At 60.3% G+C, this 15,556-nt stretch carries 15 protein-coding genes; 11 read left to right on the plus strand and 4 right to left on the minus strand.

Annotated elements, in window-relative coordinates:
• Window positions 1-2 precede the first annotated feature (2 nt).
• Window positions 3-1,211 (plus strand): M20 aminoacylase family protein, encoded by a 1,209-nt coding sequence (locus L63ED372_RS06095; RefSeq protein WP_062404356.1) that lies wholly within the window; start codon window positions 3-5, stop codon window positions 1,209-1,211.
• 144 nt (window positions 1,212-1,355) lie between these two features.
• Here the strand turns inward: L63ED372_RS06095 and L63ED372_RS06100 are convergent, their stop codons facing one another.
• Window positions 1,356-2,510 carry a succinylglutamate desuccinylase/aspartoacylase family protein gene (locus tag L63ED372_RS06100; protein WP_062404358.1) on the minus strand — a complete coding sequence of 385 codons (1,155 nt, stop codon included), beginning with the start codon at window positions 2,508-2,510 and terminating at the stop codon, window positions 1,356-1,358.
• A 126-nt stretch (window positions 2,511-2,636) separates the two neighbouring features.
• Between L63ED372_RS06100 and L63ED372_RS06105 the strand changes: the two genes are divergently transcribed.
• Genes L63ED372_RS06105 through L63ED372_RS06140 form a run of 8 tightly spaced genes read left to right on the plus strand, consistent with a single transcriptional unit; the run spans window position 2,637 to window position 10,982 of the window.
• Complete coding sequence (locus L63ED372_RS06105; protein ID WP_062404360.1) at window positions 2,637-4,427, plus strand: peptide ABC transporter substrate-binding protein; 1,791 nt, start codon at window positions 2,637-2,639, stop codon at window positions 4,425-4,427.
• A 3-nt stretch (window positions 4,428-4,430) separates the two neighbouring features.
• Window positions 4,431-5,390, plus strand: a complete 960-nt coding sequence (locus tag L63ED372_RS06110) for an ABC transporter permease (RefSeq protein WP_062407727.1) — start codon at window positions 4,431-4,433, stop codon at window positions 5,388-5,390.
• Window positions 5,356-6,288: an ABC transporter permease gene (locus tag L63ED372_RS06115; protein WP_062404362.1), complete on the plus strand. Its 933-nt coding sequence runs from the start codon at window positions 5,356-5,358 to the stop codon at window positions 6,286-6,288. Before L63ED372_RS06110 ends, L63ED372_RS06115 begins: the two co-directional genes overlap by 35 nt.
• Before the next feature lie 12 nt (window positions 6,289-6,300).
• Window positions 6,301-7,278, plus strand: a complete 978-nt coding sequence (locus L63ED372_RS06120; RefSeq protein WP_062404364.1) for an ABC transporter ATP-binding protein — start codon at window positions 6,301-6,303, stop codon at window positions 7,276-7,278.
• Window positions 7,275-8,303 carry an ABC transporter ATP-binding protein gene (locus L63ED372_RS06125; RefSeq protein WP_082431609.1) on the plus strand — a complete coding sequence of 343 codons (1,029 nt, stop codon included), beginning with the start codon at window positions 7,275-7,277 and terminating at the stop codon, window positions 8,301-8,303. The genes L63ED372_RS06120 and L63ED372_RS06125 overlap by 4 nt, the downstream gene beginning before the upstream one ends.
• Before the next feature lie 10 nt (window positions 8,304-8,313).
• The gene (locus L63ED372_RS06130; protein WP_062404366.1) at window positions 8,314-9,279 is read left to right on the plus strand and encodes an isoaspartyl peptidase/L-asparaginase family protein; all 966 of its coding nucleotides are present in this window, start codon (window positions 8,314-8,316) and stop codon (window positions 9,277-9,279) included.
• A gap of 54 nt (window positions 9,280-9,333) precedes the next feature.
• Window positions 9,334-10,551 carry a CaiB/BaiF CoA transferase family protein gene (locus L63ED372_RS06135; RefSeq protein ID WP_062404368.1) on the plus strand — a complete coding sequence of 406 codons (1,218 nt, stop codon included), beginning with the start codon at window positions 9,334-9,336 and terminating at the stop codon, window positions 10,549-10,551.
• A 38-nt stretch (window positions 10,552-10,589) separates the two neighbouring features.
• Window positions 10,590-10,982: a VOC family protein gene (locus L63ED372_RS06140; RefSeq protein WP_062404370.1), complete on the plus strand. Its 393-nt coding sequence runs from the start codon at window positions 10,590-10,592 to the stop codon at window positions 10,980-10,982.
• A 29-nt stretch (window positions 10,983-11,011) separates the two neighbouring features.
• Here the strand turns inward: L63ED372_RS06140 and L63ED372_RS06145 are convergent, their stop codons facing one another.
• The gene (locus tag L63ED372_RS06145; protein WP_082431610.1) at window positions 11,012-12,037 is read right to left on the minus strand and encodes a Bug family tripartite tricarboxylate transporter substrate binding protein; all 1,026 of its coding nucleotides are present in this window, start codon (window positions 12,035-12,037) and stop codon (window positions 11,012-11,014) included.
• Window positions 12,038-12,229: 192 nt separating this feature from the next.
• Between L63ED372_RS06145 and L63ED372_RS06150 the strand changes: the two genes are divergently transcribed.
• Window positions 12,230-13,405: a YbfB/YjiJ family MFS transporter gene (locus tag L63ED372_RS06150; protein ID WP_062404372.1), complete on the plus strand. Its 1,176-nt coding sequence runs from the start codon at window positions 12,230-12,232 to the stop codon at window positions 13,403-13,405.
• On the opposite strand, the gene L63ED372_RS06155 is transcribed toward L63ED372_RS06150, so the two are convergent.
• On the minus strand, window positions 13,402-14,109 hold the full coding sequence (locus tag L63ED372_RS06155) for a VOC family protein (protein WP_062404374.1): 708 nt from the start codon (window positions 14,107-14,109) through the stop codon (window positions 13,402-13,404). The genes L63ED372_RS06150 and L63ED372_RS06155 overlap by 4 nt on opposite strands.
• Window positions 14,106-14,657, minus strand: coding sequence for a C40 family peptidase (locus L63ED372_RS06160; RefSeq protein WP_062404376.1), 552 nt, complete (start codon window positions 14,655-14,657; stop codon window positions 14,106-14,108). Before L63ED372_RS06160 ends, L63ED372_RS06155 begins: the two co-directional genes overlap by 4 nt.
• A 147-nt stretch (window positions 14,658-14,804) precedes the next feature.
• Between L63ED372_RS06160 and L63ED372_RS06165 the strand changes: the two genes are divergently transcribed.
• Window positions 14,805-15,410, plus strand: coding sequence for an isochorismatase family protein (locus L63ED372_RS06165; protein ID WP_062404378.1), 606 nt, complete (start codon window positions 14,805-14,807; stop codon window positions 15,408-15,410).
• Window positions 15,411-15,556 lie beyond the last annotated feature (146 nt).

A 15,556-nucleotide genomic window follows, 5' to 3' on the forward strand; every position in this document is an offset into this window, starting at 1 on the left:
AAATGAACGCACGCTACACCTGTTTTTGCCAAATCTCGGACCTGTTCGATGCCGAGCCCTCGCTGCGCGAAACGCGCCAGCACCTGCACAAATTTCCGGAGTTGTCGTTTCAGGAAAAATCCACCGCGCAATGGGTGGGCGATCGCCTAGAAGGCTGGGGCTACTGCGTCACGCGCAATGTGGGCGGGCATGGCCTGGTGGCCACACTGCAAAACGGCGCAGGCCGGGGCATCGCCTTGCGGGCCGATATGGACGCTTTGCCAATCCACGAAGAATCCGGTAAACCCTATGCCAGCGCCCATGCCGGCACCATGCACGCTTGTGGTCACGATGGCCACACGGCCATGCTGATGGGTGCAGCGCAGCAATTGGCCAAAACGCGGCAGTTTCAGGGCACGGTGCACCTGGTGTTTCAACCGGCCGAAGAGGCGGGCAAAAACAGCGGCGCGCAGCAAATGATTGCCGATGGTTTGTTCGAACGTTTTCCGTGTGATGCGATATTTGGCATGCACAACCACCCGGGGGCGGCGCAGGGCACTTTCATGTTTGGAAAGGGCGCTTTCATGTCGGCCTCTGACACTTGCCGCATCAAGGTCATTGGCCGTGGCGGCCATGCGGCCCGGCCCCACCAAGCGGTGGACCCGGTGATGATCGCGGGCAGTTTGATCATGGCTTTGCAAACCGTGGTTTCGCGCAACATCGACCCGACCCAGACGGCGGTGGTGACCATCGGCTCGGTGCATGCTGGCCAGGCGTCCAACGTGATCCCCGAGTTCGCCACCTTGGGCTTGAGCATCCGATCGTTCAGCCCTGAGGTGCGTAACCGCTTGCAAGAGCGCATCACGCATTTGGTGCGGGATCAGGTCAGCTCCTACGGCGGCGAGGTGGAGATCGAGTACGAGCGAGGGTACCCGGTGGTGATCAACAGCGAGGCAGAAACCGAATTCGCGCGTCAGGTGGCCGAGGAATTGGTGGGCCCTGAGCAGGTGGTTTTTCCCTTCGGACCTGTCACGGGCAGCGAAGACTTTGCGTATTACCTGCAGCACAAGCCCGGCAGTTTTTTGCGTTTAGGCAATGGCCTGGACAGCGTCATGCTGCACAACGCCAAATACGATTTCAACGATGCCAATTTGTCGGTAGGTGCGGCGTATTGGACGCGCCTGGTAGAGCGCTTTTTGAACGAGCCAGCCACGCTGGCCGATGTTTTGTAAGAGCGGTCTCCGACCGCGATGCGCTTGAGGTTCCATGTTCGCGGCCAGAGTCCGCTCCTACGAGGGGAATCACCTCGGGTCCAGGTGCATCATGCCCACCCCTGTGGGCATTGAAACGCTGGTTGCTCCGAATGAATTTGGCGATCAGTCGTCCAGGCCCGTGGCCCCGATTCGGTGGGGCAGGGGTTGGGGGCCGCAAATGCGGTACATGACCTGGCCGGGCCAAGAAAGATAACCGTCCAGACGCCTTGAAAACAGCACGCCATCGGTCTGGCTGGTGAAGGTGGTTCGGCCTTTGGCGCCGTGGGGGTTGGCCGGATCGATCACATCGCAAATGGCCTGCCCTTTTTTGACCTTGGCACCTGGCTTGACATGGAACACCAAAAAGCCAGTGCAGGTGCTGTAGCCCACATCCATGCCGCTCATGGGGGCGGGCGCGGTTTTCAATTTCTTGAGGGGTGCGGCCTTGCCGCCGACCACACCCTGTCGCACCAGCCAGCGGTACAGGTTCTGCGCATCGGACTGGCCCAATGCGTCGCTCACATCGTGCTGACTGCGCATCTCCACCGTCACTGACATGCAAGCTTGTGGAATGTTCGCTTGGGGGAACTGCTCGGCCAGTCGTGCCCACAGCACACTGTTGACGCCTGAAAACGTCAGGGCCTTGGGGTAGGGGTCGTTGTACATCGTGGCTTCAACGCCCAGGTCGGCCGCCAGAGATGTCAAAGTGCCTGTGGCCACATCGTTTTTAGCGCCAAACAAATGCAAGGCAGCATAAATATCGCAGTGCAGGTCCAGCACAAAATCGGCATCGCAACTGAGTTTTTGCACCTCAACGCGCAAGGTGCCCAACTCGTTCAAGGGCTTCAATGCTTTCAGGCTGTCTTGGGCAGCTTTGCGGATGGTGCGCACGTTGGTATCGGCGTCTGCGCCCAGTTTGTTGCCCACGCGCGCGGCCACGGCATCGCTCAGATCGATCCAGTTGCGGTTGAAGTTTTCATAGCTCAGCAAGTTGTAGCGGCCCGCGTGCGAGTTACCTACCAACTGTGCTTGCCCAATCGGGTTGACCGTGGGCACCAAAATGATTTCACCTTGAATCAAGCCTTTTTGGTTGGCTTCGGTGAGCAGGGGCATCAGGTGGTGCAAGGCCATGGTGCCGGGCATTTCATTGGCATGGATGGCCGCTTGCATGTAGACCTTGGGTCGTGCCCCTGCTTTGCCAAATCGCAGCACCGAAATGTTGCGTTGGGTGCCAGGCGTCATGCTGGGCAAAGTGATGGAACTTTTCTTGAAGGCCATGCTGTCTCCTGATGGATTGTTTTGATTGAATCTAAAGCATAACCCTAATGCTGTTCGACACATTTAGGGGTAACGTGTAGTTCAAGCCTTGTGGCTTTTTTTCAACTTTCATATCAGGAGACGACCATGGATGAAAAAGCAGTGCGCGGATTGATTGAACAGGTCCGGGAAAATGTCATCAGCCGAAAGGACTTCATTCGCAACATGCTCGGGTATGGATTGACCGTGCCGATGGCCGCTCAAATGCTGTTGACTTCTGGCCTGGCTCAGGCCCAAACGGCTTCCGCCTATAAGCCCACCAAACGCGGTGGCGGCGGTCCATTGAAATTGCTCTGGTGGCAGGGCCCCACATTGCTGCAGCCTCACTTTGCCAGTGGTACCAAAGACCAAGAAGGCTCGCGCATTTTTTATGAGCCCTTGGGTGCCTGGGACAGCGATGGCAACATGATTCCCATTTTGGCCGCTGAAGTGCCGTCTTCCGCCAACGGTGGCGTTTCCAGGGACGGTAAAACCATCACCTGGAAGTTGAAGAGAAATGTGCAGTGGCACGATGGCAGGCCATTCACGGCTGACGATGTGGTGTTCACCTACGAATATGCTTTGGATCCGGCAACTGCCGCTTACACCGCAGGCACCTATAAAGACATCAAAGTGACCAAGGTCGACAGCCACACGGTCAGGGTGGAGTACCAGAAGGCTTCGCCGTTTTGGGCGGACCCGTTTTGCAGTGCCGCTGGCATGATCATTCCGAAACATGTTTTTGGAGCCTTCAAAGGGGCCACATCGCGCGACGCACCGGCCAACCTCAAACCCGTGGGCACTGGCCCCTACAAATTCCTGGATTTCAAGCCGGGCGACATGTTGCGCGGTGTGATCAATACCAATTACCACGAAGCCAATCGCCCCTACTTTGACACCATCGAGATGAAGGGCGGCGGGGACGCTGTGTCGGCGGCGCGCGCTGTGTTGCAAACCGGTGAGTACGACTACGCCTGGAACTTGCAAGTCGAAGACGAGTTGTTGCTTCGCTTGGAACAAGGCGGCAAGGGCAAAACATACATCACCCTGGGTGGCAACATCGAGTTCATTCAACTCAACTTGGCCGATCCCTGGACCGAAATTGACGGTGAGCGTGCCCACCCCAGCTCCAAACACCCCATCCTGTCAGAGCTGGCCGTGCGCCAAGCCCTGAACATGTTGGTAGACCGTGCGGGCATTCAGAAATTCATTTATGGACGCACCGGCATTGCCACGGCCAACTTCCTGAACAACCCCCAGCGCTTCGCTTCCAAAAACACCAAATTCGAGTTCAACATCGATAAAGCCATTCAGGTGCTGGAGACGGCTGGCTGGAAAAAAGGCTCAGATGGCATTCGCGAAAAAGGTGGCAAAAAACTCAAGTTTGTGTTCCAGACATCCATCAATGGCCCACGCCAAAAGACTCAGCAAATCATCAAGCAAGCGGCGCAACGGGCGGGCATTGATTTGGAACTGAAGTCGGTGCCGGCCTCGGTGTATTTTTCGTCCGACCCCGCCAACCCGGACACTTACACCAAGTTCTTTTGCGACATCCAGATGTTCACCACCACCATGCCGCAGCCCGACCCTGAGGTGTTCATGAACCAGTACCTGAGCAACCAGTTTGCCACCAAGGCCAACAAGTGGCTCGGACGCAATTCCACGCGTTACAGCAACCCGGAGTACGACAAAGCCTACCTGGAGGCGCAGTCTGAAATGGACCCGGTCAAACGGGCCGCCTTGTTCATCAAAATGAACGACATGCCCATCAATGACGTGGCCATCATTCCTGTGGTTTACCGGCCGCGCACTGCGGGTGCCGTGAACAACCTGGTCGCGCCTTTAAGCGGCTGGGACAACGACCTGTGGATGCTCAAAGACTGGTACCGAAACGTTTAATCCATGTTTCACTATGTTTTGCGGCGACTCCTGATCGCCGTGCCCAGTTTGTTGGGCATCAGTTTGTTGCTGTTCACTGTGCTGGCCATGGCCCCGGGCGATCCATTTTCGGAACTGGTCTCCAATCCGAACATTCCGCCCGAGGTGGCTTTGTCCTTGCGTGAAAAGTTCGGCCTGGACGACCCCCTGATGGTCCGTTACTGGAACTGGCTTGTGGCCATGGTTCAAGGCGATTGGGGTTACTCCTTCATCAGCCGCATCAATGTCGAGACGCTGATCATGGACCGCATCCCGGTCACCTTGCTGGTGATTGGATCGTCGCAACTGTTGGCCTTGTGCATTGCCATTCCGGTGGGTGTTTATGCCGCGACTCGGCCTTACTCCTTGTTTGACCAGATCGCGAGCACCTTGGCCTTCATCGGGTTTTCATTGCCCACGTTCTTCACAGGCATCTTGCTGATTTTGTTTTTCAGCATCCATCTGGACTGGTTGCCATTTGTCTACCGGGCCGATATCCCTGAAACAGGTTGGCGCTTTTTCTGGGAGCATTTCAAGCAAATGATCATGCCCGTCGCCGTGTTGGGCTTGTTCCAGGCGGGTGCGTGGACGCGCTATGTGCGGTCGGCGGTGCTCGATGTGATTCGCTTGGACTATGTGACCACGGCGCGCTCCAAGGGCTTGTCAGAAAAAGTGGTCATCACCAAGCATGTTCTGCGCAACGCGATGATCCCGGTGGTCACTTTGGTGGCCCTGCAGATGCCCGCCATTTTTGGTGGGGCCATCGTGACCGAGCAGATTTTCCGGGTGCCAGGCATTGGCTCCTTGATCATCAGTTCCATGTTGGCCAACGACACGCCGGTGGTGATGGCGGTGACCTTTGTTTTCTCCGCGCTGGTGATTGCGTGCAACCTCATTGCAGATATTTTGTATGGCTGGCTTGACCCCCGTATCTCCTTTGCCTGAGAAGGCCCCCACTCCCCGAGCGCCAGTGTCGCCAGGCCGCGAGGCTTGGCGACGTTTCAAACGTCACCGGCTGGCAGTGGTGTGCGCCTTCGTTTTGGGCTTCATTATTTTGGCGGTGCTGTTGGGGCCCTGGATTTGGCGTGTGCCGATCAACGAGATCGACTTCACGGCCCGCATGCAAGGGCCCTCCTGGCGGCACCCTTTGGGCACGGACGATTTGGGGCAAGACCTGCTGGCCCGCATGTTGTATGGCGGGCGCATTTCTCTGGCGGTGGGGTTGGCCGCGATGCTCATTGCCATCACCGTCGGGGTGGTGGTGGGCGCGGTGGCGGGCATGTCCAAAGGCCCGGTCGATGTGTTCCTCATGTGGCTGACCGATTTGTTCTTGTCTTTGCCCCAGTTGCCTTTGCTGTTGCTGATTTTTTACCTGTTCAACGACACCCTTAAGAAATGGGTGGGCACCGAAATGGGGGTGTTCATTTTGGTGGTGGCGGTGATTGGTGGTTTGCGCTGGATGCCAGTGGCCCGCTTGGTGCGTGCCCAATTCCTGTCGCTGCGCGAAAAGGAATTCGTGGAAGCCGCGCGTGCTTTGGGCGCCAGCCCCTGGCGACAGGTCACGGTGCACATCTTGCCCAATGCCATGGGGCCGGTGATTGTGGCGGCCACCATTGACGTGGCGGCGGCCATCATTGCCGAGTCCACATTGTCCTTTTTGGGCTTGGGCTTTCCACCCGACATCCCGACCTGGGGCCGCATTTTGTTTGACGCCAAGGACAACATGGACGTTGCGCCGCACTGGGCCTTGTTTCCAGGCTTGTTGATTTTCATCACCGTGTTGACCATCAACTACATCGGTGACGGTCTGCGTGATGCCTACGATCCGCGCCGCGTGCTTTAAAGAGGTTGACGGATGAGCCAAGCGTTGTTGAAAGTCCAGGATCTGCAGGTGCACTTTGACACCGATGACGGTGTCTTGCATGCGGTCGATGGGGTGAGTTTCCACATCGACCGCAGCGAGACGCTGGGTGTGGTGGGGGAGTCCGGTTGCGGCAAAAGCGTCACGGCCATGACCATCATGAAGCTGTTGGCCATGCCGCCGGGGCGCATTGCCCATGGCCAGATCTGGTTTGAAGGGCAGGATCTGGTGCAGGCCGACTCGGCGGCTATGCAAAAGATCCGTGCCCGAGAGATCGCCATGGTGTTCCAAGAGCCCATGACCTCGCTCAATCCGGTCTTGACCGTGGGCGAGCAAATTGCTGAATCCTTGCGCTTGCACGAAGGCTTGAGCGCCAAGCAGGCCAAGGCCCGCGCCATCGAGATGCTGGGCCTGGTGAATATTCCCAAACCCGATCAACGGGTTCATGATTACCCGCACCAGTTTTCAGGTGGCATGCGCCAGCGCGTGATGATCGCCATGGCCCTGTCGTGCAAGCCCAAATTGTTGATTGCCGACGAGCCCACCACGGCGCTGGATGTGACGATTCAGGCGCAGATTCTGGACCTGATGGACCGGCTCAAATCGCAGATGGGCATGTCCATCTTGCTGATCACCCATGCCATGGGTGTGGTGGCCGAAACCTGCCAGCGGGTGGTGGTCATGTACGCGGGCCGTGTGGTCGAAGAAGCCTCGGTCGAGGACTTGTTTGGCGCACCCGCCCATCCCTACACACAAGGCCTGATCCGCTCCATTCCCCGCCTGGACCTGGACAGCGCGCACAAGCAGCGCCTGCACGCCATTCCCGGCTCTGTGCCCAAGTTGATCCTTCCACCTCCCGGATGCCGTTTTGCGCCCCGGTGCCCGCTCGCCAACGCCCGTTGTGCGTCCGAGATGCCCGAGTTGCGCGAATTGACCCCCGGACACCGCGTGGCTTGCCACTTTGCGACATGACTTCAGAAACTGATTCTTTGTCCCCCGCTGCGCACGCATCCGGTGCGGCCAGCCAAGCGCCCGACCTGTTGCAGGTCAAGGGCCTGACCAAATACTTCCCGATCAAAGGCGGTCTGCTCAGCCGTGAAGTGGGCCGTGTGCACGCTGTGGATGGTGTGTCGCTCAGCATTGCGGCGGGGGAGACCCTGGGCATGGTGGGCGAGTCCGGTTGCGGCAAGTCCACCACTGGACGCTGCATTTTGCGGCTGATCGAGCCCAGCGCGGGCGAGGTCCGCTTCAACGGGCAAGACGTCACCGCCATGAACCCGCAGGCGCTGCGCGAAGTGCGGCGTGACATGCAGATCATTTTTCAGGACCCCTTTGCCTCGCTCAACCCGCGCATGTCGGTCGAGGCCATCATTGGCGAAGCCCTGACCATCCACAAGCTCACCAAGTCGCCCTCTGAATACCAGGCCCGGGTGGTGGATTTGCTGGAAACCGTGGGTCTGAACGCTGACCACATGCGGCGCTTTCCACACGAGTTTTCGGGTGGCCAGCGCCAGCGCATCGGCATTGCCCGTGCCTTGGCCGTGTCGCCCAAACTGATTGTGTGTGACGAGCCGGTGTCGGCCCTCGATGTGTCGATTCAGGCGCAGGTCATCAACTTGCTGGAAGACCTGCAGGCCAAAATGGGCCTGACCTATTTGTTCATCGCGCACGATTTGTCGGTGGTCGAACACATCAGCAACCGGGTGGCCGTGATGTACCTGGGCCGCGTGGTTGAGATCGCCCCGTCGCGTGATTTGTACACCCGCCCCAAGCACCCCTACACCGTAGCTTTGCTCTCAGCCGTGCCCATTCCGGACCCCAAGGCCAAAAAGCAACGCATCGTCCTCACGGGCGATGTGCCCAACCCCGTCAACCGCCCCAGTGGCTGCCACTTTCACCCCCGCTGCCCCAAGGCCACCGAGCGTTGCAAGGTGGAAGAGCCTGTGCTCAAAGCTGTGGGTACGCAACACCAGGCCGCTTGCCACTTGAACGATTGACGAGGTGCAGATGCAGGCCCCGGTGACTTTGCTGGTGCATGGTGGCGCAGGCACCTTGACGCGTGTCGACCTCAGCGCGGCGCAAGAGCGTGAATACCGCGATGCCTTGGGCCAGGCTCTGAGGGCAGGGCAGTCACTGCTGTTGCAAGGCGGTACCGCTCTCGATGCGGCGGTGGCGGCGGTTTGCGTGTTGGAAGACTGTCCCTTGTTCAATGCAGGAAAAGGTTCGGTGTTCACCCATGAGGGCCGCAACGAGATGGACGCTGCCGTCATGGACGGCGCCACGGGTCAGGCCGGTGCTGTGGCCGGTGTGGTCGCGGTGCGCAACCCGATTTTGGCGGCTCAGGCGGTCATGCAACGCAGCGGACATGTGTTTTTGTTGGGCCAAGGGGCGGAGGCTTTTGCCCGAGCACAGGGCCTGGCTCTGGAGGGGCCCGGTTACTTTCACACCGAGCACCGCTGGCAGCAGTTGCAAGCCGCTTTGGCCCAAAACCAGGTGATGCTGGACCACGACGGGCAGCACCACCAAGCTCTCCCTGGGGCAGACCCACTGGACCGCAAGTTCGGCACGGTGGGGGCCGTGGCGCTGGACGCGCATGGCCACCTGGCCGCAGCCACATCCACCGGCGGCATGACCAACAAAATGTTTGGCCGCGTGGGTGATTCGCCCCTGATTGGCGCAGGCACCTACGCGTGCGACGACACGGCGGCCGTTTCGGCCACCGGTGCGGGGGAGTTCTTCATACGCGGTGTGGTGGCGCACGACATTGCGGCCCGCATGGCCTATGGTCGCTTGAGTTTGGCTAAGGCCACCCAAGCCACCATGCGCGACAAACTAGACGCCACAGGTGGTCGAGGCGGGGTGATCGCGCTGGACCGGCATGGCCATTACAAGTTGGCTTTCAACACAGAGGGCATGTACCGTGGCGTGGTTCAAGGCCATGCACAACCCCAGGTTGCGATTTATCGGGCATGAGCCCGCAAGACGTCGCTCGCCAACTGGGGTGCCCGATTGCCTACACTTGAGCCCATGAACGCAGCCCCATCTTTTTTACCCAACACCGGCCCCTTGGCCGGACTCAAGGTCCTCGAATTGGGCCAACTGATCGCAGGCCCTTTTGCGGCCAAAACCTTGGGCGATTTCGGCGCCGATGTGGTCAAGATCGAGCCGCCCGGCGCGGGCGACCCTTTGCGACAGTGGCGCCTGATGAAGGACGGCACCTCGGTCTGGTGGCAGGTGCAGTCGCGCAACAAACAGTCTTTGGCGCTGGACCTCAAGCAGCCCGCCGCGCAGGACATCGTGCGCCAGCTGGCGGCCGAGAGTGATGTGTTGATTGAAAACTTCCGCCCCGGCGCGATGGAAAACTGGGGTTTGGGGCCTGAGGATTTGCTGGCCCTCAACCCGCGCCTGATCATGCTGCGCGTGAGTGGTTACGGCCAGACCGGCCCCTACCGCGACCGCCCGGGTTTTGGCGTGGTGGGCGAGGCCATGGGCGGCATTCGCCACCTCACGGCCGAGCCGGGCCGTGTGCCGGTGCGTGTGGGCATCAGCCTGGGCGACACGCTGGCGGCTTTGCACGGCGTGATCGGGATCTTGATGGCCTTGCACGAGCGCAAGAACTCGGGCCGGGGCCAAGTGATTGACGTGGCTTTGTACGAGGCCATGTTCAACTGCATGGAAAGCCTGCTGCCCGAGTACAGCGCTTTTGGTGCGGTGCGTGGCCCTGCGGGCAGCGCTTTGCCCGGCATTGCGCCGAGCAACGCCTACCTTTGCAAGGACGGTGGTTACGCCCTGATTGCGGGCAACGGCGACAGCATTTTCAAACGCCTGATGGCCGAAATTGGCCGCGACGACTTGGCGCAAGACCCGGCCCTGAAAGACAACACAGGGCGTGTTGCCCGTGTGGCCGAAATCGATGGGGTGATTGGGCAGTGGACCGCGCAGCTCACGGTGGACGAGGTGCTGGCCGCGCTGGACCGCGCCAGTGTGCCGGCTGGGCGCATCTACACCGTGGCCGACATCGTGCAGGACCCGCACTACCTGGCGCGAGACATGTTGCAAACTGTGCGCATGCACGATGGCAGCGATTTGATGGTGCCCGGAATCGTGCCCAAGCTCTCGCGCACGCCCGGCGGCCACCGCCGCAACGCACCGGGTGTGGGGCAAGACAGCGATGCGGTGCTCAGTGGCATGGGCCTGACTGCCACGCAAATCCAGGCACTGCGCGAGCAGGGCATTGTGGCCTGACGTTTTTTTCAGCTGCCGAATTCAAAGAGGAGTGAAGAATGATTGACCACTTGGACCATCTGGTGCTGACCACCTGCGATGAAGCCGCTTGCATCGACTTTTACACCCGTGTGCTGGGCATGCAGTTGGAGAGCTTTGTGGGCGGCACGCCCCCGGTTCAGCGCCAGGCCTTCAAGTTTGGTCAGCAAAAAATCAACCTGCATGTGCGGGGCCGAGAGTTTGAGCCCAAAGCCCATTTGCCCGTGCCGGGGGCCTTGGATTTGTGTTTCATCGCCAGCGTGCCCCTCGATGAAGTCATGGCCCGGGTGGCCCAGGCCGATTGGCCGATTGTGGAGGGCCCGGTCTTGCGCACCGGGGCGACCCAGAAGATCCGCTCCATCTACCTCAGAGACCCCGACCTCAACCTGATCGAGATCTCTGAGTTGGTTTGAGTGCTGTCACTGCGTGACAGCAGGGCGTGTTACTGCGCCTTGGCGCCTGATTCCTTCACCACCTTGGCCCATTTGGTGATTTCGCTGGCTTGGTAGCGGGCCAGCTCTGCGGGGCTGGACAGCACCGGGTCAAGGCCCAGGGTTTTGAGGCGCTCTTGAACATCCGGCAGTTTGAACACCCGCAGCACTTCGGCATTGAGCTTGTCAATCACGGGGCGGGGCACATTGGCTGGGGCAAACATGGCAAACCAGGTGGTGGCTTCAAAGCCAGGTACTGTTTCGGCCACGGTGGGCACATCGGGTGCGGCCGGTGAGCGGGTGGCGGTGGTTTGTGCCAAAGCCCGGATCTTGCCCTCTTTGGCCATGGGCAGGGCCGAGGGCATGTTGTCAAACATGACCTGAATGCTGCCGCCGATCAAATCGGGAATGGCAAATTGACGGCCTTTGTAAGGCACATGCTCCATGGTGGTGCCGGTGAGCGACTTGAAGAGTTCGCCCGAGACGTGCACCGAGGTGCCGATGCCGGGGGAACCAAACGAGAGTTTGTTGGGGTTGGCCTTCATGTAGGCGATCAACTCGGGCACGTTTTTGACGGGCAGGGCGTTGTTGACCACCAGCAAGTTGGGGGCCGAGGCGATCAGCGAGATGGGGCTGAAGTCCTTGACCATGTCGTAGGGCATTTTTTCGTACAGGGCCCCGTTGATGGAATGGGTGCCCACGGTGCCCATGACGATGGTGTGGCCGTCAGCGGGCGACTTGGCCACGTTGTCCGCGCCAATGTTGCCGCCCGCGCCGGGTCGGTTGTCCACCACCACCGGAAAGCCCAACTGCGCTTTTTCGCTGAACAGCCGCGCCAAGATGTCGGGCGCTCCCCCCGACGGAAAGGTCACCACCAAGCGCAATGGCTTGGTGGGAAAGGCTTGGGCCACAGCGTTGGTGGCGCTGAATGCCCCCAGGCCCAACAGCAAGAGGCTGAGGCCAACTTGCCGTTTGAGCGGCGAGGCCAGTTGAGCGCGGGACGAGGTGATGCGAGAGCGGAACGGGTTGATGGGCATGTTTTGTCTCCTTGGGGTTTTCACTTTAGGACGCGTGGTCAGCCTCGTGCATGGTGAAAACCCTTTGCGCCAGGCCCCAGGCTGTCATCTGTGTGACGCGCCAAGCGAATGCCGGGCCCGAGTGCCTGGGTGTCTGCCGCGAGTCGTGCCAGCATCAGGCCACAATGGCGAGGATTGACCCATACCTAGCCCATGTTCCCGACGCCCACCACCCATCCCCTGCAAGCTTGGCAAGTCATGCTCGGGGGCATTTGCGGGCTGGTGCTGACCATTGGTCTGGCCCGTTTTGCCTACACGCCCTTGTTGCCCGCCTTGCAGGCGCAAACCGGTTTGAACGATGCCGTAGCCGGGGGCTTGGCCGCCATCAATTACGCGGGATACATCGTTGGGGCCCTGGTCACGGCCTGGATGGACGATGTGCGCTGGCGTCACCGTTTTTACAGCGCAGGCCTGTGGATGGCCTTGCTCACCACGGCGGCCATGGCTTTATCGAGCTGGTTGCCCGCCTGGGGGCTGTGGCGTTTTTTGGGCGGTTTGTGTGGCGCCACGGGCATGCTGCTGGGTTCGGGCCTGGTGTTGGGCTGGCTGATGCGCCAAGGGCGACGGCCGGAGCTGGGGGTGTTGTTCATTGGCCTGGGGCTGGGCATTGTCGTGTCGGCGCTGGGTGCCTGGGTCTTGTCGGACATCTGGGCGCTGTGGTCGGACCAGTGGTTGGCTTTTGCCGCGCTGGGCGTTGTGTTTTTTGTGCCCGCCTGGTTGTGGCGGCCGCCCGTGCCACCCATGCCCACCGCAGCATCGACTGCCCATGCGCAGCCGCAGGTCTCGCGCCGCTGGATGGCGACCATGGCCTTGAGTTACTTTGCGGCGGGCTGGGGCTTTGTCATCAGCGCCACCTTCACCGTGGCCATTGTCGAGCGCGAACCGGCTTTGGCCGGGCAGGGCGCTTTGGCTTGGGCGTTGGTGGGGCTGGCGGCCATGCCCGCCGTGTTTTTGTGGGACCGCGTGGCCAGAAAGTTGGGTGACATCCCAGCTTTGCTCTTGGCTTTCGGCCTGCAGACCGTGTCCATCGTGTTGCCGGCCTTATCGGGATCACTCACCGCAGCGCTGGCCGGTGCTGTGGGTTACGGCGCGACCTTCATCGGCATTGTCAGTTTGACCTTGGCGCTGGTGGGGCGGCGTGCACCCCAAAACCCGGGCAAGGCGATGGCCCGTTTGACCCTGAGTTACGGCGCTGCACAGATGATCGCGCCCGTTGTGGCCGGGGCCATGGCGCAGGCCACGGGCAGTTTCAAAGGCGCACTGTGGCTGACGGCCGCTGTCATGCTGGTGGGCATGGTGCTGCTCTTGGCTTTGCCCAAAGAGGATTAAATCCCCAGGCTTTGCAGCTGCACCAGTCCTTTGGGGGTTTGCAGGCTGGCCACCAAATTGGCCGGTCCGGTTTCGATGGCGATGTGGGCCAAACCGATGGCATCAAAAGCGGCTTGCAGCTTGGCACCGCTGGGGTGACTCACGGTGAGGCTTTGCAGCGTCACACCCGAGCGGGGCAGGCTGTTGCGTGGGTGCAGGCGCAGCGGGTCGGTGGCCTCGGGCTTGCCCCACTGAATCAGGGTGGGCAAGCAACCGTTGAACAAGCGTTCACCGTCATCGCGCACGGTGATTTGCCAGTTGAGCGTGCCTTTGCTCGATTTGCGGCTGGCGTGCACCACCTGACCGCGCTCAATGCCTTGTGTGCGCAGCACATGGCGGGCGGCTTTGACGTCCTCGGTGCTGCTGACAAAGTGGACCAGCCGGGGGCCTTGCGCCACTGCTTTTTGTAAGGTGGGGTTGTCCATGTCGAACCAGCGCGGCACCTGGGCGCGTTTGGGGATCACCGCCAAGGGGTTGATGGCGATGATTTCGAAATAGGCCAGAGGAAATTGCGGCGAAGCAATTTTGAAAAGGCGGTTGTGGGTGCCGTATTTTTCATGCTCGCCACCGGGGCCAGGGGTGATGCCCAAGGTATCTTCGCACCATTGCACGCCCTCGTCCAGCGAGGCGGCCATCACCACCAGGTGATCAATTTGAGTTTTCATGGTTTGGCATTGTCGCTGTTCACAGGCACCCGGCGTGCACCATTGAAGCGTTTTTGCCAATAGGCGCTGCGCATATCGTCAATGTTGACGGCTTTGCCAGCGCGTGGAGCGTGGATGAATTTGCCATCGCCCACGTAAATGCCCACATGGCTGAAGGTGCGGCGCATGGTGTTGAAAAACACCAGATCACCGGGTTTGAGCTCATCGCGTTCGATGACCTCTGTGGCCCGGGCCTGGTCAACGGCGCGGCGCGGCAAAATTTGTCCGACCGATTTTTCGTAGAGATGACGTACAAAGCCGCTGCAATCAAAACCCGTGCTCTCGGTGTTGCCGCCACGGCGGTAGGGCACGCCCAACAAGCCCATGGCCTGCTCCACCATGCCAGCGGCTTGGTCGCCGGCCTTGTCTTTGACCACGCTCAGTTGGGAGCCGATTTGAGAGACGAGGCCGCGCTCGGTCAGGCCCGCTGCCGGAGTGTCTTCTGTCGGAGAAGACCAAGCAGGCAGGTTCAGGGCGGCGAGTACCGATAAAAAAAGAATCCAACGCATAGCCCGCCAGCATAACGGATATTTTTGGATTAAATCATGGGGCGACTACGGTGCCCGTTGAATGGCTACCCACCCTGTCAACCCTTTGGGTTTGCAGTGGCTTGGGCTGCTGCGACAATCCGTATCCAGAAACTCTCAGGACAAAACATGTTGATCGATGCAGATGAAAGCCAATTGGTGCTGGTGGATTTTCAGGCCCGTTTGAAGCCCGCGATGCTGGACGCGGACGCCGTTTGGGCCAATGCCGCACGATTGGCCACCTTGGCCCAGGCCCTCGATGTGCCCACCTGGGGCACCGAGCAAAACCCCTCGCGCTTGGGCGAGATGCCTCCGGAAATTCGCAGCTACTGCCGTCAGGTGCTGGCCAAGATGCAGTTCAGCGCCGTGGAAGAAGGCTTGGGTGAGTGGCTGCAGCCCGAGCCGGTGCAGGCCCTGCGCGGCAATGCCCGCAGCTTGCCCAGGCATTTGCAAAAGCCACAGCCCGGGGCCGACCCCCGCAAGACCATTGTGTTGGCCGGGTGTGAGGCCCACATCTGTTTGATGCAAACGGCCTTGGATTTGCTGGAAGACGAGTTCGAGGTCTGGGTGGTGACCGATGCCTGCAGCTCGCGCACCGAGCGCAACCGCGATGCTGCCTACGACCGCCTGGCAGGTGCCGGTGCTGAGTTGGTGACCGCCGAGATGGTGGCGTTTGAATGGATTCGCTCGGCCGAGCACCCCGATTTCAAGCTGCTGCAAAGCCTGTTCAAGTGACCGCGCCCAGCGGGCGGGGCGCTGCTTGCCCGCGCTGATGCCCTCTTTTGCCCTGGCTTGAGTCAGCTTCTTGCAAGTCCTTTGGCCATAATTATGAATTCAGAAGTGCAGGGCACTGGATAGCCATCGCCCCTTCGCTCGCTTTC

This window comes from Limnohabitans sp. 63ED37-2, from assembly GCF_001412535.1.
Classification (GTDB): Bacteria; Pseudomonadota; Gammaproteobacteria; order Burkholderiales; family Burkholderiaceae_C; genus Limnohabitans_A.